The organism is Microbispora corallina, assembly GCF_016863035.1.
GTDB classification, from domain to species: domain Bacteria; phylum Actinomycetota; class Actinomycetes; order Streptosporangiales; family Streptosporangiaceae; genus Microbispora; species Microbispora corallina.
The window spans coordinates 23,885-40,877 of sequence record NZ_BOOC01000039.1 but is presented as its reverse complement, the minus strand read 5'-3'; the positions used below and the strand labels follow the sequence as shown (position 1 = coordinate 40,877).

Sequence of the window (16,993 nt, the reverse complement as noted above, 5' to 3'; positions counted from 1 at the left end):
TCGAGAGCGAACCTTCAGGACTCCTGCGTCTCGATAGCTGGCCGGAGCCAGATCTCGATGAGGCGATGCGCCAAGGTGGTCGAGCGCTCGAGAATCGCCTCGTCGGTCCACGATTCCTGGTGCTGCTCCACGATTTCGGAGTTCAGCTTCAGCATGCTGTACTTCGCGAGCAGGGTCCGCTTGCCGAACGCCGGCTCCACTTGGTCCGAAATCGCTGCCGAGTCGGTCCAGGGACGGTTGGACAGCTTGGGATTCAGGTACTCGTTGACCAAGGTCACGTTACCGAGCGTCTGCACCAGGATCTCACGGCGCTGCCGGGCGGCGTGATCGTGGACCGGAACACTCCAGTACTCGCTCCAGCTCTGAGGCATGATGTGCTCGATCGTCAGGTTGCCGCGCGGGCAGTGGTCGTGTTCGGCGTACTTGTCCCTGGTCTTGTCCTCCAGCGCTTCGAGGACCATCCGGAGACGGCCACGGGTCAGATCCCTGTACACCTTGACCGTCTGTGCCGCCTGGATGACTTCCTCGTCGGACGGCCAGTAGACGGCGGAGGCCGTGCTCCTGCTGAGGAACCTCTCCGTCACGTCTCCCGCGATCTCCGGGCCGCCCTGGTCGAGCTCCCGGAGAAGCTCGAGGAGGATGCGGTTGTAGTTCTTCGTAGTGAGCTTGCACAGCATGCGGCGGACCAGCCAGCTCTCCATGGCTGCGAGCGCCTTGTGCTTCTGTTCGGCCGGCATCCGCTGCTCGGGCCAGCGCAGGATCCACAGCAGGAAGGGCCCGACGACGGAGGCCTCCATGACCCGGATGACTCGGTAGTAGAAGGTGCCCTCCATGGAGTCCCAGGGCAGGCCCTCCAGCCCGGCGTAGACCTGGGCGTCGGCGGCGATGTCCCGCATGATCTCCTTGGCTGGCAACTGCGCGCGCCGGACGTGGTCACGGAACTCGGTGAACACCCGGTCCGCGGGTACGTCGCGCAGCAGGCGCGTGACCAGCCAGTAGTTCATGAAGATGTCGGCGTAGGGCCGGTAGAGCCGCCCCTGCCGGACGTCTCGCCGCCACTTGTTGGAATCGAACGGCTTCCAGTACTGCTCGTAGAGGCTCTTCAGGTCATCCTTCTGCTGCGCAGCAAGCTGAAAGACCAGATTCTTGATCAGGTCGGCGGCCAGAAGCGGCGTGCCTCGATGGTTAAGGGTCTCGAAGATGACCTGCGCGTTATCGCCAGGCTCCAGGTCGATGACGACCAGCTTGAGATGGCTGCGGAGCGCCCGGGTCAGCGCGGAGATGCGCCGCCTACGCTTCTCCTCGTCCCCCTCGGGCTCCACCCACTCGGTGATCTTCTCGGCGAAGTATGCGTGGGCCCGGGCGATGCTGCTGGTGGCGAGATCCTCCGTGACCGCCCCGTCGTTATCCATCACGGCCCGATACGCGTCCTGGTCCCGGTCGGTCGGCCAAACCTTGAAGACCTCGTCGGGGTGCTGCGTAAGATCAGGGCTGTTAAGGACGACCGCTTCGAGAGCCTTGGCGTCGATGGGCAGCCCGTACTGCTCGGCTACCAGTTGTGCGGCGTCGAGCAGGATCTGCAGCGTGGTCAACCGCTGCTGGCCGTCGATGACATTCCTCACCGGAACGAAACCGGACTGGGTCCACTGCTGCTCCAGGACGATGGCACCCAGGAAGTGCGGCGGGATGTTGGCCTCCCCACCGTAGCTGTCCAGCGTCTCGAGCACCTGCTCGGCGACCGCGTGTACGTCGTCCCACAGGGGCTCCCACTGGTCGGCCTTGTTCCATACGTAGGGCCGTTGAAAGAGCGGGATGACGTATCGGACGGTGCCGTTGAAAATTTCCGCAGGGGTGCGAGTCTCCGCTTTCATGCTTCCTCGGGGGGTAGGGGGATCTGGTGCATGGCCAGCAACAACTGGCGTAGGACGACTGACCAGGCATCGCCTACGTGACCGTGGTCACGATAAATGACTCGACCGACATTCGCACAGCCCTCGTACCGCCACCTCGGCGTCCATCCAGTAGTCAGTGGTGTAACTCATCTTGATTGTGCAATCGGAAGGCTGGGGATAGCCGGCCTTCGAAAGTGATGGCGATGCCGGGCGGCCGACCACTTGCCATGGGCAGCGAGTCAACGGCGCCGTACAAGATCTCGTGCCCTGGCCTGGAACCACCCAAGACAAGTTCAGGCACGGCCAAAGAGATGTCGTGGAGACGCCCATATTGAGGAGGTGCACGGCCACGAGTCCGACCTCCCTGCTTCAGAATCTGTCGGGCGTTGTCGGTCGACTCTGGGAGCTGAAGTGCGCAGGTGGATGCCTTTCGTCGTTGGGCTCTCCGGCATGGCCCTCACCGCCTGGGGTGGGCCCGCTGGGGACGACGGCCGAATGCAGGTGTCCGCATCCGGCTCCTCACTCGCCGCTCACCGGACAAGCCTCGCAGCGAAGCGATGGACCCGAGAGGACGTGACCGCGCTGTTCCTCACCCCCGCGACAGCCGGCCTGTCCGGTGGCGAGACCCGCACCGTTCCCGCGGGCACGATCACCAACCTCGACGTCTGCGTACCACTCGACCCGATGAACACTCCCACCGTGGCCATCGACAAGCGCTACGCCACCGCCAAGCAGGAGATCGGCTCGCCCTACAGGGGGCACCTCACCCAGCAAGGCTGGGTCCTGCCGACAGACGCCGACGCCGCGCACGTCATGAAGCAGGTACGAAGGAACCTTCCCCCGGTGCCGCTACTCCGGGAGCACGAACTCCCCGATGGATCCGCGTACTCGCATCAGCGGCACCTCCATGCCGCAGAAGTACGCCCGCGACTCCTTCGGCTGGCACGGCTACCGCATCGAGCAGACCATGAATCGCAACGGCGAACGCGCCTCGGTCAGCACCCTGCTCCTCCTGCAGCGCGGCCCCGTCCTACTCGCCCTCGACTACACCAACTACACACCCAAGACGCCCGAGCAGAAGCTGCACGCCTACAACCTCGGCGTCCTCCGCAAGGTCCTCGCCCACCCGGTTGGTCGGGGGTAGTTGAGAAACCCCGGGCCTTTACGCTGTAGATCACATATGCCTATCTGGCGCCACTTCGTTTGAACATCCTCGGCGTACCGGGCCTCGCGATGGCCGGAACAGACGGCAGCCTGCGGCAAGGGCGGGCAGCGCGGTGCTAGCAACTGACGGCTTGTCCGAGCAACAAACGAGCAACGAAACACAGAAAAGCCGTGATCACACTCTCGTGATCACGGCTCCGAGCTGCTAGAACAGTGTCGGGACGGCGGGATTTGAACCCACGACCCCTTGACCCCCAGTCAAGTGCGCTGCCAAACTGCGCTACGTCCCGGCGCCCAGTCTCCCGGGCGACTCCCCAACCTTAGCGTAGTTTCCGGCCGCGTGCGTACCTGAAGGCCTAGGCTGTGGATCATGGGGAGGAAGCCTCGCATCGACCAGGACGAGCTCGCCCGGCTGGCCGCCGAGGGGTGGTCGAACGCCCGGCTGGCCGAGCACTTCGGCGTATCCGAGTCCGGGATTCTGCAGGCGAAACGGGCGGCCGGGCTGTCCAAGCCGATGACCGACCACAGCCGGGCCCTGCCCTGGCGACTGCGGCGCGAGCACAGCCAGAGCGGGCCGGCCACGAACCTGCGCAACCTGTCGGCCGTCGCCCAGGGGCGCCCTGTGCCCAAGGACAAGGTCGCGACCGCCGTACGATGGGCGTCACGGCTCGTCGACGGCGGACTCGACATCGCGTACGACCAGGAGCGCGGGTTCCACGAGGTCCCCGCCAGGGGTTCGTCCCACATCGCTCGCGTCCTCGCGGAGGCGCGCGCGGCCCTGGACGACGCATCCACGCAGCCGGCCGACGACGCAGGCGAAGCCGCCGCGCATCCGGCCGACGACACAAGCGGCGGCACCCAGCACGCAAGCGGGGACCCGGCGCCGGCGACCACGACGGCAGACGAATCCACGGGCGCTCCACGCTCGGATACGGCGCCGGACGACGTAACCGGAAGCCCTCCGCGCCCCACTAATCAGATGTGAACCCCTCCGACGGCGAGCTCGTCGACCGGGCCAGGGCCGGCGACGCGTCCGCGTTCCACGAGCTGGTACGGCGGCACCGGTCGATGGCCCGGTCGGCGGCGGTCCATCTCGTGGGCCGTCCCGACGCGGTGGACGACCTCGTCCAGGAGGGGTTCCTGCAGGCGTGGACGTCGCTCGGCCGGCTGGCCGACGGCGACCGGTTCCGCGGCTGGCTGTACGGCATCCTGCTGAACCTCAGCCGCCGATGGCTCGTGACCCGGGAGTCGCCGCTCGACGACTACTGGGAGGGCGACCCGGTGGACCCGTTCGCGTCGATCGAGGCGCGGTGGCTGGTCCGGGAGGCCGTACGCCAACTGCCTCCCGGCAGCCGCGAGGCGGTCGTCCTCTACTACTTCGACGACCTGACCGTGGAGCAGGTGGCCGCGTCGCTCGGCCTGTCCGCGTCCGCCGTCAAGCTGCGCCTGCATCGGGGCCGCCTCCAGCTTCGGGGGCGGCTCGCGGAGGAGTTCCCCCGGCGCCAGAGGAGGCCCGCGATGACACCCGTACGGATCGCCATGATCGTGCCCGCCGCTCCCCGGCTGCTCGTGGTGCTGCACGACGAGGACGGCGGCCGGATCCTGCCCCTGTGGCTGCCCCCTCGGGCCATGGTCGGCAAGGCGGCCGGGCTGGCCGCGCGCGTGCTCGCGGCGACGGGCACGGCTCTTGAGGCCGTGCACGTCGCCGGCCCCGAGAAGGCGGAGCTCCGCCTGAGGACCGGTGACGGGACGACGACGTTGCCGGTCGAGGTCGCCGAGGGGCTGGCGCTGGCCCATCGGTGGGGCTGCCCGGTCCTCGTCGGCGAGGAGCTGATCGGCGAACGGGGCGTGTCGCTGAGGGGGACGTCCATCGAGGAGGCCGTGGCGGCGTTGACGAGAGAGGCAGGTCTGCCCGCCCCCGCCGTACGGGCGGCGGAGCCGCGGGTGGCCGAGCCGAGGAACATGGACTTCTCGGAGGGGCTGCGGTTCTGGGACCTGCGCGGCAGCTTCCTCCACGACACCGGCGGGGCCCACTGGCGGGACTACTCGTGCGAGGCGCACGGCGGCGAGGCGTGGCTGCGCTCGGCCGTCGAACGGCCACTGGGCTTCGCCGACCTGCGCCAGGCGGTGCTCGCCGAGCCGTACCACGGCCGCCGCGTACGGCTGAGGGCCCTGGTGCGGGGAACGGGTGGCGGGGCGGCCCTCTACCTGCGGATCGTCGGCGAGGACCGGACGGGCGGCCCGGAGGCCGGCCGGCTCACGTCCGCTCCCGAGGACGAGGGCGGATGGGAGCGTCTGGTGGTCGAGACCGAGGTCCCGCCGGACGCGGTGTTCCTGCTGTTCGGCGTGACGCTGCGCGGGGAGGGGGCCGTCGGCGTCCGTGAGGCCGATTTCGGGACAGTGACGTCCTGACGGCCTTTCCCGAAATCGCGGAACCCGGACGCCGGAACACGGAACCCGTTCATGCGAAAACCCCGCGGCCGTGCCGTCGCGTGAATTCTCTTATGGCGGCGGGTCACGGCCGGCGGGGAGACGGCCTAGATGTCGTCGCGGCCAAGGGGCCTGGTCTCGTCCCGCACGTGGACGTGGCGCTCACCCGGGTTCACCGTGGCGTGCGACTCGGTCTCGTGCACGTGGACGTGCGGCTCGGCGGCCGGATCGACGGTGTACACGATGTCGGGCTCGACCACGTCGACCGTGTCCTCCGCCTGCGGGCGCCGCGTGTACAGACCGGTCAGCAACGCGCCGGCGACGCCGACGGCCATCAGGATCCAGCCGATCATCTGCAGGTCGATCCCGGGGACGTCCCATTTCACGGCGAACGCGAGAACAGCGCCGACGGCGATGAAGGCGAGACTGGCTCCGAAGCCCATGGCTACCTCCTCTGCTGGTAGACCCGCCTTTACCCGCGAAATCGCTTATTACGCAACGCGTGAAGGCCGCTTTCCAGGGCAGTGCGGATGAACAACGCACTCACCCCTGGAGGCAGGTATGAACGCCGTAGCATGGGTGGCCGTCGTCATAGTCGTGGTGCTGGCGATCCTGGCAATCGGCTACTTCGTGTCACGTCAGAACCGGCGACGTCATCTGCAAGACCGCTTCGGGCCCGAGTACGACCGGGCCGTGCGGGAGAGCGATAGCCGTAAGGCCGCCGAGCAGGAGCTGCTCGCGCGTGAGGAGCGGCACGCCCAGCTCGACATCCGCCCGCTCGCGCCGGAGGCCCGGGAGACCTACACCCGCAAGTGGACCGAGGTCCAGGAGCGGTTCGTGGACGCCCCCGGCTTCGCCGTCACCGAGGCGGACGCCCTGGTCACCGCCGTCATGGCGGACCGCGGCTACCCGACCGACGACTTCGAGCAGCGCCTGAGCGACCTGTCCGTGGCGCACGCCGCCACGCTCGACCACTACCGCCAGGCCCACGACATCAGCAGCCGCGCCGCCCGGCAGGACGCCACCACCGAGGAGCTCCGCCAGGCGATGGTCCACTACCGCGCCCTGTTCCAGGAGCTCCTGGAGGCCGGCGCCGGCGATCACGACGACCGGACGACCGCCGCGGGCGCCGTCCCCGCCGACTCCGTGACCACCGACCCCGCGACCACCGATTCCGTGAGCGCCGGCAGGTTCGACGACACTGGCACCGCCGACGAACGCGTGACCGACGAGCGTGTCCGTGACGACCAGCTCCGTGACGACGCCCTCCGTGACGACCATGCCGCCGCTGACCGTGTCGCCGCCGAACGGGCCGCCGCGCAGCGCGCCGAGAACGACCGCGCTGACGACCGCGCCGACGACCGCACCGGCGGACGCCGCCTGGACGACCCGGTCGACGAGGACGTGACCACCGGTTCCGTGAACGGCCGGCACGCCGCCCGTTCCGACATCAGGGAGGCGGGCCGCTGATGCGCACCGACCACCAGCCCGAGCGGCGCGACGACCTGACCGAGCGGCCCACCCCCGAGTCTCCCGAGCCGCTGGAGGAGGAGGCGCGCCGGGAGGAGGCCCTGGCCGCCCGCCGCGACGAGCACGAGGGTCCCGGACCGGTCTTCTCCCCCGCGGGAGCGCGGGAGACCGGCACGGCCGCGGACGAGCCCGTCGACACCACCGTCCCCGGCGAGCGCGACTCCTTCACCCGCGACGGCCGTCCCGGCTCGGATGTGGACGGCACCCACGACGGCTCGGGTCCGAACGCCGGCGACGGCTCCGACCTGGACGGCGACGGCTCCGACCTGGACGACGACGGCTCCGACCTGGACGACGACCGTACGGCAGCCGGCGCCGGGACGTTCGAGGGCGCCGGGGAACGCGACCGTGATCCCGGCCTCACCGGCGACCGCACGGCCGGCCGCACCGGGTACCGCCCCGACGACGTCCTCGCGCCGGAGGCCGCTCCCGCCAGCCGGACCGACGACGCCTCGGTCGTCACCGCGATGGACCGAAGCGTCGACCGAAGCGACGACCCCCTGGACCGCGACCCCGACCGCAGGGACGACGCTCTGAGCGCCGACCCCGCGAACCGGCCCGACCTGGGCGCGGACGACACGGACGGCGACGCGGCGGATCCCCTCGACCGTCCGGCGTCCGGCGCCCTCGACCGTCCGGGGTACGACGCCCACCGGCGGAACGGCTCGTTCGCCTCGGACCCCGCGCTGGGACCGGACGACACCCAGCCCGACACCGGCGTCGCCGGTGACGTCCGGGTCGCGGGCGCGCCCATCGTCGTCGCCCCCGCCGCGAGCCCCGGCCCCGCGCCGGACATGGCTCATGTCGCCACTCCGGTCACCCCCGCGCCCCCCGCCGGCCCCGACGGTCTCGCCGAGGACGTCGACCAGCGGTGGCGCGAGATCAAGGCCGGGTTCGTGGACGACCCGCGCCAGTCGGTCGAGCAGGCGGACGCCCTGGTGGACGAGGCGCTCGCCGTGTTCACGAAGCGGCGCCAGTCGCTCCTCGACCAGTGGAAGAACAGTGAGAACTCCGACACCGAGGCGCTGCGGCTCGCCCTGCGCGAGTACCACACGCTTCTCCTGCAGCTGAACGGAAAGTGAGGTAGCCATGCTGGCCATCGCCGCGGCGGTCGTCTTCGGGATCGCCTTCCTCCTCGATCTCCTCAACGCGAGCATCGGCATCGGGCTGACGGCCCTGCTGGCCCTGGGCCTGTGCCTGCTCGCGCTCCACCAGGCCGGCGTGGGCACGGCGAGTGTCAACTCCTGGCGGGGCGGCTGGCGCCGCGCCCGCCGCTGACGCCCTCCCGCCGACGACAGCGGCCACGCCCCCGGCCCCAGCCGTCGGACCCGTCCGGCACCGCCGCCACCGCGGCACCGCCTCATCACTGAGGCACCGCCCGCCACCTCGTGGCGTGGCCCCGGCCGCGAGAGCGGCGGTGCGGACCGGGCAAAAGAACGGCACGGACAACCGGAACGGCACAGACAAACAGAACGGCACGGACACGGGAACCGCCCGAGAAGCGCCGCTCCCCCATGAACGGGCCCGTGCGCCACTGTGGAGACGGCCTGGCGAGCGCGGGCCCCGGAGGGCCGCCGGCAGACGAACCGGCGGTCCTCCGGCAGGCGGAATCCCGCCACCGCCCACCCCCTGTACCCCTCATCATGAAGACACCGGCGTTCCCCGCCCCGAGGAGACCGAGATGCCGCGCAGAGTCGAAGACGTCATGACCCCCGACCCGGTGACGCTGCCGGAGGAGGCGACGGTCGTGAAGGCGGCCAAGCTGATGCGCGACCAGGGCATCGGCGACGTGCTCGTGGTCAGCGGCGACCAGCTCCGCGGCGTCGTCACCGACCGGGACATCGTCGTACGCGCGGTCGCCGAGGGCCGGGACACCGCCGCGACCCCGCTCGCGACGCTGTGCACGTCCGACGTGATCACTGTGGGCCCGGAGGACGACCCCGAGGAGGTCGTCCGGCTGATGCGCGACAAGGCGGTCAGGAGGATTCCCGTGGTCGTCGACGGGCGGCCGGTCGGGATCGTCACCCTCAGCGACCTCGCGGTCGAGTGGGCGCCCGCCTCGCCGATGTCCGACATCGCGGTGACCCCGCCCAACGCCTAGCCCGACGCCCAAGCCCAACGGCCTGGGCCGGCGTCGACCGGAACGGCGCCGGACCGCAGAGACGTGCCGCGTGACCTCACGGGCCTTGGTCGCGCGGCACTCTGCTGCGCGCAATCGTCCGTATCACGCTGTCCGGAGCGCCTAGCTGCCGCTGCGGGCGGCGAGCGTGAACTCCTCGCGCGGGTGCTGGATGGCGCCCAGCGAGACGATCTCCCTCGGGAAGAAGAGCCCGAGCGTCCAGTCCATCAGGATCCGGGTCTTCTTGTTCACGGTCGGCATCCGGGTGAGGTGGTAGGTCCGGTGCATGAACCAGGCCGGGAAGCCGCGCAGCTCCCTGCCGTAGACCTGGGCCACGCCCTTGTACAGCCCGAGGCTCGCCACCGACCCGGCGTTCTTGTGCATGTACGGCCGGCAGCGCTCGCCCCTGATCGTCGCGACCAGATTGTCCGCGAGCCGCCGGGCCTGCCGTACGGCGTGCTGGGCGTTGGGCGGGCACGTCTGGCCGGGCCGGGTGAGGTCGGGAACGGCGGCCGAGTCGCCGGCGGCGAAGGCGAAATCGGTGCCCTCGACGCGCAGGAAGGCGTCCGCCTTGATCCGGTCCCGCTCGTCTACGGGCAGGTCACCCGACTTGACCAGCGGGTTCGGCTTCACGCCTGCCGTCCAGACCAGGGTGTCGGAGTCGAACTCGTCGCCGTCGTCGAGGACGATGCGGCCGCCCTCCGCCGACTTGAGTAGCGTGCGGGTGCGCACCTCGATGCCGCGCCGGCGCAGCTCCTCGGCCGTCCATCGGCCCATGTCGGCCCCGACCTCGGGCAGGATGCGGTCGGTCGCCTCGACCAGGACCCACCGCATGTCCTCCCGGCGGATGCCGTCGAAGTACGTGCAGGCGTCGCGGGCCATGTCCTCCAGCTCCGCCATCGCCTCCACGCCGGCGTACCCCCCGCCGACGAAGACGAAGGTCAGCGCGCGGCGGCGCACCTCCTCGTCCGGGGTGGACGCGGCCACGTCCATCTGGCCGAGGACGTGGTTGCGCAGGTGGATGGCCTCCTCCACCGTCTTGAACCCGATGCCGGTCTCGGCGAGTCCGGGGATCGGCAGCAGCCGGGAGATCGAGCCGGCCGCGAAGACCAGGTAGTCGTAGTCGAGCGTGAGCCTCGGGCCCTCGTGCGGGCTGAACTCCGCCCTGCGCTCGTCCAGGCGTACGGAGGTGACCCGGCCGCTGAGGATCCGGCAGGACGGCAGGACCCGGCGCAGCGGGACCACCACGTGCCGCGCCTCGATGTTCCCGGCGGCCGCCTCGGGCAGGAACGGCTGGTAGGTCATGTAGGAGTCGAGGTCCGCGACCGTGACGTGCGCCTCGCCGCGGCGAAGCCTGCGCTGCAGGCGGAGCGCTGTGTACATGCCGACGTATCCGCCGCCGACTATCAGGATCCGTGGGACAGCCATGGGTGTCCCCTACCCCGCCCTAAAGGGGGAAACGCATCGTGACGGTCGTCCCGCTGGGCTCGGTGGACACCTGGAGATCGGTGCTGAGCAGACGGGCGACCCACAGGCCCATGCCGCTGGTGGCGTTCTCGGGGGGCGGCGTCTGGCCGGGGACGCCCTCGGGGCGCCAGTGCCGGCCGTCGTCGTGCACGGCGACCACGAGCTGTCCGCCGTCGACCCAGATCCGGAGCCTCGCCTTGGTCGAGCCGTGGGTGACGGCGTTGGTCGCGACCTCGTTCAGCGCGACCAGGAAGTCGCCGAGGGCGTCCTCGGCCAGACCGCGGCGGCGGGCCTCGGCGGCGGCGAACTCCCGCAGGTCGGGCAGGTCGGCTAAGGAGAAGGAGCGCTCCCTGACCGCTCTGGCGACGTGCGCCGGAACGCCGTCCTGATTCACCCGGTACACGCCTCCCCCCGCATGTCGCTCGATCAAACCTGGTGGGCCGTGGCACCGACGAAGATACTCCGGGATACCGCCAGGTCATAGGCGGCATCCCGGGCATCCCGCTGCAGCGTCATCCCGCGACGAGCTCCGCCCGGAGCTGGTCGAGGGTCTTGCGGAGGATCCGCGAGACGTGCATCTGCGATATGTCGAACTCCGCCGCGATCTCGGCCTGGGTCATGTTGCCATAGAAGCGCAGCAGGAGAATGTTCTTCTCCCGCTCGGGAAGGTGGTCGATGAGCGGCTTGACGGCCTCCCTGTCCACCAGCGTGTCCAGGGCGTCGTCCTCCTCGGGGATGACGTCGCCGAGCGCCGCCGCGTCGTCGTCGGCCCCGATCGGGGCGTCGAGGGAGAGCGTGCTGTAGGCGGCGGAGGCGTCCATCGTGAGGATCATGTCCTCTTCGGAGATGCCCATCTTCTTGGCGAGCTCGGCGACGGTGGGGAACCGGCCGAGCTCCTGGGTCATGTCGGCGACGTGCCGGTTCAGCTCGGCGCGGCGCTCCTGGTAGAGGCGGGGAACCCGTACGGCCCAGGTGCGGTCGCGGAAGTGCCGCTTCACCTCGCCGGTCATCGTGACCATGGCGTAGCCCCGGAAGCTGTGGCCGAGGCTGGCGTCGAAGCCGTTGATGGCCTTCATCAGGCCGACGTAGGCGGCCTGGAGGAGGTCCTCCATCGGCTCGCCGCGGTTCAGGTACCGCCGGGCGATGTCCCTCGCCATGGGGCGGTGCATCTCGACGATCATTTCACGGAGGCGTTCCCGCCGCTCCTGGGAGAGGCCGTCCTGGGCCAGCTCGTCCAGAAGCTCCTCGGCGGTCGGATTGCTGACGGTCACTCCATGGACCTCGGCAGCCATCTGCGCAGTCCCCTCGTATTTTCTTTGCGAGGACGCTGCCGTGCCGGGATCACCATGCAGAAGGCACGCCTCGCTACAGTATCGAGACGAGGCCCTCTGCTGGACCTCTGGTCAAGTATATTGCCGCAAATCCGGGAGTATCACCACCCCTTCGGCACCAGTAATGTTGCCGCAGAGGAGGCGCGAGGTGTCTAACAACGGACTGCTGTCCCTGTCGTCCACGATGGCGGGAGACATAGTGGTGATCCATGTCAACGGCGTCCTCGACGCCACGACGCGCGAGCAGTTCTCGGACTACCTGGACGCCGAGGCCGACGACCACGGCCCCGACATGATCCTCGACCTGGGCGCCGTCACGTTCATGGACTCGCGGGCGCTCGGCCTGATCGTGCACCACTGGCAGCGGTCCACCACGGCGGGGGGCAACTTCGCCCTGGTCTCCGTGCAGTACCCCAACTCCAAGGTCATGTGGGTGACCGGGCTGTCCCAGCGCCTCCCGCTGTTCGACACGCTCGACGACGCCCTGACGGCGTTCGCCGCGTAGCGCGGACGCGTCCACCCCCACCACCAGCGCGTCCGTACGGGTACGGCGCCGGCCGGGAGGCGGCGCGGCGGCTCACGCGGGGGCCGCTCCCCCGTGTTTCTGCTGGTGCTCGGTCACCAGGAGCTTGGCCAGGTCGGCGACCTTGACCTGGTGGTGCTGGGACACCCTCCGCAACTCCTCGAACGCCTCCTCGGCCGAGCACCCGCTCTTCGACATGATGATCCCCTTGGCCTGGTCGATGACCGACCGGCCGGCCAGCGCCTCCTGCATCTGGGCCGCGCCGGTGAGCACGTCGTCGAACTCCCAGATGTTGGCCAGCGCCACCGTGACCTGCTCGCGCAGCAGCGGGGTCACCGCGTCACCGGAGGCGGCGAACACGCCGGGCCGCACGCCGTACAGGCCGATGATCACGACGGCGGTGTCGACCTCGATGGGGACCACGAGCACCGAGCGGACGCCGTGCCGCACGGCGGTGGCGGCGTACCGGGGCCAGCGGGGGTCGCGGATCACGTCGGGGACCGCGACGGGCCGCCCGGACGACAGCGCCTCCCTCGACGGCCCCTCACGCAGGTCGCGCTCGCGGTCGATCAGTGAGGTGAGCTCGCTGTGGGAGGCCGCGAGCAGCACCCGCTCCTCCGTCCACAGCTCGGCCGTGCCGCCCGCGCATCCCGGCACCCCGCGGGCCACGGCCTCGGTGATGCCGCGCAGGACGCTTTCCAGGGACGTGCCCTCGGTCACACGGCCGAGGGCGGCGAGGTCACGGGCGAGGATGGACGTCGTCTCCATGGTAGAAAGACCATTCCCATAGTTGCGGGGTTATTCCAGGCTGGATCGATTAGACCCGGTCTTTGGCGTAGCGTCTACGTCGAGAGAGGGGGGCAGCTTGCCCGACATCGCCGAGCTTGAGCGCGCGCTGAGCGGGCTCGCCGACCGTATCGCCACCCTACGGGACGACCCCGGGCCGCAGGCCGCACTCCAGGGGCTGGAGGAGGCCGAGGAGCTGGTCAGGGCCGCCCTCACCGAGCTCGCCCGCAGCCGCAGGCGCAAGGACGGCGGCAGCCAGCGCGAGCAGAAGCTGCTGCGCCAGGTCTTCCGCTCGCTGCCCGTCCCCGTGATCATCATGGACACCGGCGGCACGGTGCGGCGGATCAACAACGAGACCACGCGCCTGCTCGGCAGCCCCGCCGGATACCTCATCGGCCGCGCCTTCCCCCTGCTGATCGACGTGTCGAGCCGGGCCGCGTTCCGCCAGCGGTTCACCTCGGTCCTGCACGGCGAGGAGAGCGCGTCGTTCCAGACCCGGCTGGCCCATCAGGGCCGCGCCCACACCGTGCGGCTGGTGCTGAGCCGGTTGCGCATGCCGGGCGAGCCGCAGGAGATGATCGCGGCGGTCGCGCTGCCGACGGAGGTGCAGCTGCCCGAGCCGGCCGCGCCGGCGGGGAGCTCGCCCGACGAGCCGGCGATCATGGCGGCGGCCCGGCGGCACGAGCTGCTGTCGCGGCTGACCCGGCTGCTGCTCGACGAGGAGAGCCTGCGGGAGCCTGTGGCGCTGCTGCGCACGGCGCGGCTGCTCGCGGCCGAGACCGCCGACTGGGTCATCGCCGACGTGCTGAGGGACGGCGTCGCGCGGCGGGCCACCGTGATCGCCCCGAGCGACCAGCCGGTGGGCCGCCTGCAGCGGGTCGTGGAGGAGACGCCGCCGCGGCTCGCCCCCGTCGTCGAGCGGGTGCTGACCACGGAGAGCGGGATCGTGCACGAGATGCTCTCGGACGAGTCGCTGCTCGGCGGGGACGTCCTGCAGCAGATGCGGGCCGGGTCGCTGCTCAGCGTGCCGATCCGGACCGACGACGAGGTCCGGGGCGTGCTCACGCTGGTGCGGCTGCGCGACCGGCCGCCGTTCGGGCTGGCCGACCTCGGCCTGCTGGAGGAGATCGGGCTCCACCTGGGCCTCGCGATGCAGGCGCAGCACGGCTTCCAGCGGCGGGCGCAGGCGGCCGAGACCCTCCAGACGGGCGTGCTCCCCCGGACGCTGCCGGACGTCCCCGGCTTCGAGATCGGCGCCGTGTACCACCCCGGGTCGGGGATGCGCGCGATCGGCGGCGAGTTCTACGACGTGTTCCCCGTGAAGAGCGGCTGGGGCTTCGTCATCGGCAGCGCGGCCGGCCGGGGCGAGGAGGCCGCCGCCGTCACCGCCATGGTCCGCAACGGGCTGCGGGTGCTGAGCGTGTGGGAGAACGACCCCGGGGAGGCGCTCCGCAAGATCAACGACGCGCTGGTGGCGCAGCGGACCGGCCTGTTCGTCATGGCCGCGGCCGGGTTCGTGCGCGGCAGGAAGATCAGGCTGGCCTCGGCGGGGCACCACCCGGCCGCGCTGCTGCAGGCGGGGGGCGGGGTCCGTTTCTCGGAGGGCGGCGGCGTCCCGCTCGGGTTCGAGGAGGGCTCGGTGCCCGCCACGGAGGAGATCACGCTGGCGGCGGGCGAGACGCTCGTGCTCTACTCGGACGGGCTCGTCGGCTCGCAGAGCCCGGCCGGGGAGACGTACGGCGAGGGACGCCTGACCGAGGTGCTCGCGCGCTGCGCGGGCCAGCCGCCGGGCGCCGTCGTGAAGGCCGTCGAGGAGGACCACCGGGCGTTCTCCGGCACCCACGCCGTGGACGAGATCACCCTGCTCACGCTGCGCCGGGCCCGCTGAGGATTTGCCGCCCGGCCCCGGCTGGTGGTGGACTTGACCGGTGGGGATGCGGCCTGGGGACCACCGCGCGGTGGCCTTCTCCGACGAGGCGGAGCTGGAGCCGGTGCTCGCTCCGTACGTGTCGGAGGGGCTGGCGGGGGGCGACCGCGTGCTCTACCTCACCGACGTCACGCATCCCGCCGTCGCGATCGGCCTGCTGCGCGGGTGGGGCGTCGACACCGGCTGCCACGTCGCCGCCCGCCGCCTGGACGTGCGCCGCATCGAGGTGTACGACGCCGACACGATGCTGGGCGACCTGACGGAGGCGGCGCGGCTGGCCCGGGCCGACGGGTACCGGGCCTTACGGGTCACGGCTGAGATGAGCTGGGGGCTGCGCGAGGGCGCCGACCGGCTCGCCGACTTCGAGAGCCGGGTGCACGGCCTGTTCTCCACGGGCACGGCCCTCGGCCTGTGCCAGTACGACCGCCGCCTGTTCCCGCCGGTTGTTTTGTCGGATCTGTACCGGATACATCAAGAGCCGGACAGTGACCTGGAGTTCGACGGAGCGCTCCTCCGGATCCGCCGCACCGTCGAGCCCGCCGGCATACGGGTGGAGGGCGACGTGGAGGCGAGCACGCTGGAGCCGTTGACGAGGTCGCTGCGGGCGGCGGCCTCCCGCGGCCGGGGCGACGTGCACGTCGACCTCGGCGGCGTCTCGTTCATCGATCTGTCCGGTCTGCGGGCCCTGCTCGAGACGGCCGGCTCGCTGGGGAGCCGGCGCTCCCTCGTCCTGGAGCGGGTCCCCGACCACGTGCGGGAGCTGATCCTCCTGATCGGCTGGGACGGCACCCCCGGCCTGCGCCTGGGCGGGAGCGACCGCCGATGACCGAGATGATCCACCAGGCGAGCCTGTACGGCTCGGACGAGGAGTTCCTCGAGGTCGCCGTGCCCTTCGTCCGGGACGGCATCGACCGCGGCGAGCCCGTGCTCGTCACCACCACCTCGGCCAACCTCGACCTGGTCGGCGGGGCGCTGGGCGCCGACGCGGACCGGGTCGACTACGCCGAGAGCGCCTACTTCGGCGGCCGGACCGCCCAGCGCGCGACCGCGTTCCTGCGGTACTGGCGGCGCAACGCCGGGCGCGGCCGGGTGCGTGTCCTGGCCGAGCCGGTGTGGCCGGGACGGTCGGAGCGGGACGTGCTCGCCTGGACCCGCATGGAGTCGGCGCTCAACGTGCTCCTCGCCGGCACCGGCGTCTGGATGATCTGCCCGTACGACCTGCGGGCGGTCGGCCGCGACGTCGCGGAGGACGCGCTGCGCACCCACCCGTCGGTGAGCCCCGACGGCAGGCGGGTCGAGGCGTCGCCCGCCTACGCCGACCCCGCGGCGTTCATCGGCGCGTGCGACGCCGCGCCGCTGCCCGCGCCTCCCGGCGACGCCGCGACCGTGACGGCCGAGGTGCTGCCCGACGTGCGCGCCTTCGTGACCGAGGAGGCCGGGCGGCGCGGGGTGACCGGGGACCGCGCCGTGATGCTGGCCCTCGCCGTTCACGAGGCAGCCCGCTACCTGGGTCTGCCGGTCACGATCCGGGTGTGGGAGACGTTCGGCGGGCCGGTGTGGGACCTGCGCGCGGCCGGGGGCGGCGGGGTGGCCGGCCACGACCCCCTGGCCGGTTTCGTGCCGCCGGACGCCGGGGAGCGGGCCGACGAGGGGCTGTGGCTGGCCCGCCAGGTGTGCGACCATGTGGACATCCGCTCCGACGGGGGTTCGCGCACCATACGGCTGCAGGCGGCGACCTCCCGCCTGCAGGAGAGTGGATGATTTTTCCCGATTAGGCGTTTAGCGCGAATCAGAGTAAGGTAAACAACCTCACATCGATCGTGC

The 16,993-nt window shown here is 71.0% G+C and carries 17 protein-coding genes and 1 tRNA gene; 11 read left to right on the top strand and 7 right to left on the bottom strand.

Features of this window, described 5'->3' with window-relative positions; translation table 11 throughout:
• Positions 1 to 14 precede the first annotated feature (14 nt).
• On the bottom strand, positions 15 to 1,871 hold the full coding sequence (locus Mco01_RS31820; protein WP_204060548.1) for a DUF262 domain-containing protein: 1,857 nt from the start codon (positions 1,869 to 1,871) through the stop codon (positions 15 to 17).
• A gap of 895 nt (positions 1,872 to 2,766) precedes the next feature.
• Here Mco01_RS31820 and Mco01_RS31815 point away from each other — a divergent pair.
• On the top strand, positions 2,767 to 3,036 hold the full coding sequence (locus Mco01_RS31815; RefSeq protein WP_204060547.1) for a hypothetical protein: 270 nt from the start codon (positions 2,767 to 2,769) through the stop codon (positions 3,034 to 3,036).
• 236 nt (positions 3,037 to 3,272) lie between these two features.
• Here Mco01_RS31815 and Mco01_RS31810 read toward each other — a convergent pair.
• Positions 3,273 to 3,346 (bottom strand) — tRNA-Pro (locus tag Mco01_RS31810).
• Positions 3,347 to 3,426: 80 nt separating this feature from the next.
• Here Mco01_RS31810 and Mco01_RS31805 point away from each other — a divergent pair.
• Both Mco01_RS31805 and Mco01_RS31800 read left to right on the top strand, forming a co-directional pair.
• Positions 3,427 to 4,041, top strand: coding sequence for a hypothetical protein (locus Mco01_RS31805; protein WP_239104055.1), 615 nt, complete (start codon positions 3,427 to 3,429; stop codon positions 4,039 to 4,041).
• Positions 4,038 to 5,468 carry a sigma-70 family RNA polymerase sigma factor gene (locus tag Mco01_RS31800; RefSeq protein WP_204060546.1) on the top strand — a complete coding sequence of 477 codons (1,431 nt, stop codon included), beginning with the start codon at positions 4,038 to 4,040 and terminating at the stop codon, positions 5,466 to 5,468. Before Mco01_RS31805 ends, Mco01_RS31800 begins: the two co-directional genes overlap by 4 nt.
• 125 nt (positions 5,469 to 5,593) lie before the next feature.
• Here the strand turns inward: Mco01_RS31800 and Mco01_RS31795 are convergent, their stop codons facing one another.
• Positions 5,594 to 5,929 carry a DUF6458 family protein gene (locus tag Mco01_RS31795; protein WP_204060545.1) on the bottom strand — a complete coding sequence of 112 codons (336 nt, stop codon included), beginning with the start codon at positions 5,927 to 5,929 and terminating at the stop codon, positions 5,594 to 5,596.
• A gap of 118 nt (positions 5,930 to 6,047) precedes the next feature.
• Here Mco01_RS31795 and Mco01_RS31790 point away from each other — a divergent pair, with 118 nt between their 5' ends.
• The 4 genes from Mco01_RS31790 (at position 6,048) to Mco01_RS31775 (ending at position 9,117) form a co-directional block, all read left to right on the top strand.
• Positions 6,048 to 6,956: a hypothetical protein gene (locus tag Mco01_RS31790; protein ID WP_204060544.1), complete on the top strand. Its 909-nt coding sequence runs from the start codon at positions 6,048 to 6,050 to the stop codon at positions 6,954 to 6,956.
• Complete coding sequence (locus Mco01_RS31785) at positions 6,956 to 8,098, top strand: hypothetical protein (protein ID WP_204060543.1); 1,143 nt, start codon at positions 6,956 to 6,958, stop codon at positions 8,096 to 8,098. The genes Mco01_RS31790 and Mco01_RS31785 overlap by 1 nt, the downstream gene beginning before the upstream one ends.
• 7 nt (positions 8,099 to 8,105) lie before the next feature.
• Positions 8,106 to 8,294 carry a hypothetical protein gene (locus tag Mco01_RS31780; protein ID WP_204060542.1) on the top strand — a complete coding sequence of 63 codons (189 nt, stop codon included), beginning with the start codon at positions 8,106 to 8,108 and terminating at the stop codon, positions 8,292 to 8,294.
• Between the two features lie 403 nt (positions 8,295 to 8,697).
• On the top strand, positions 8,698 to 9,117 hold the full coding sequence (locus tag Mco01_RS31775; RefSeq protein WP_204060541.1) for a CBS domain-containing protein: 420 nt from the start codon (positions 8,698 to 8,700) through the stop codon (positions 9,115 to 9,117).
• A gap of 141 nt (positions 9,118 to 9,258) precedes the next feature.
• Here the strand turns inward: Mco01_RS31775 and Mco01_RS31770 are convergent, their stop codons facing one another.
• The 3 genes from Mco01_RS31770 to Mco01_RS31760 form a co-directional block, all read right to left on the bottom strand.
• On the bottom strand, positions 9,259 to 10,563 hold the full coding sequence (locus Mco01_RS31770) for an NAD(P)/FAD-dependent oxidoreductase (protein ID WP_204060540.1): 1,305 nt from the start codon (positions 10,561 to 10,563) through the stop codon (positions 9,259 to 9,261).
• Positions 10,564 to 10,582: 19 nt separating this feature from the next.
• Positions 10,583 to 11,005, bottom strand: coding sequence for an ATP-binding protein (locus Mco01_RS31765; RefSeq protein ID WP_204060539.1), 423 nt, complete (start codon positions 11,003 to 11,005; stop codon positions 10,583 to 10,585).
• 109 nt (positions 11,006 to 11,114) lie between these two features.
• Positions 11,115 to 11,894, bottom strand: coding sequence for a SigB/SigF/SigG family RNA polymerase sigma factor (locus tag Mco01_RS31760; protein ID WP_204060538.1), 780 nt, complete (start codon positions 11,892 to 11,894; stop codon positions 11,115 to 11,117).
• Between the two features lie 187 nt (positions 11,895 to 12,081).
• Between Mco01_RS31760 and Mco01_RS31755 the strand changes: the two genes are divergently transcribed.
• The gene (locus Mco01_RS31755) at positions 12,082 to 12,438 is read left to right on the top strand and encodes an STAS domain-containing protein (protein ID WP_239104054.1); all 357 of its coding nucleotides are present in this window, start codon (positions 12,082 to 12,084) and stop codon (positions 12,436 to 12,438) included.
• A gap of 72 nt (positions 12,439 to 12,510) precedes the next feature.
• On the opposite strand, the gene Mco01_RS31750 is transcribed toward Mco01_RS31755, so the two are convergent.
• Positions 12,511 to 13,224 carry a GAF and ANTAR domain-containing protein gene (locus Mco01_RS31750; protein ID WP_204060536.1) on the bottom strand — a complete coding sequence of 238 codons (714 nt, stop codon included), beginning with the start codon at positions 13,222 to 13,224 and terminating at the stop codon, positions 12,511 to 12,513.
• Positions 13,225 to 13,321: 97 nt separating this feature from the next.
• On the opposite strand from Mco01_RS31750, the gene Mco01_RS31745 reads away from it, so the two are divergent.
• Genes Mco01_RS31745 through Mco01_RS31735 form a run of 3 tightly spaced genes read left to right on the top strand, consistent with a single transcriptional unit; the run spans position 13,322 to position 16,930 of the window.
• Complete coding sequence (locus tag Mco01_RS31745; RefSeq protein ID WP_239104053.1) at positions 13,322 to 15,130, top strand: SpoIIE family protein phosphatase; 1,809 nt, start codon at positions 13,322 to 13,324, stop codon at positions 15,128 to 15,130.
• Positions 15,131 to 15,176: 46 nt separating this feature from the next.
• Entirely contained in the window at positions 15,177 to 15,995 is an 819-nt protein-coding gene (locus Mco01_RS31740; RefSeq protein WP_239104059.1) for an MEDS domain-containing protein, read from the top strand.
• Complete coding sequence (locus tag Mco01_RS31735) at positions 15,992 to 16,930, top strand: anti-sigma factor RsbA family regulatory protein (protein ID WP_204060534.1); 939 nt, start codon at positions 15,992 to 15,994, stop codon at positions 16,928 to 16,930. Before Mco01_RS31740 ends, Mco01_RS31735 begins: the two co-directional genes overlap by 4 nt.
• The last annotated feature ends 63 nt before the right edge of the window (positions 16,931 to 16,993 follow it).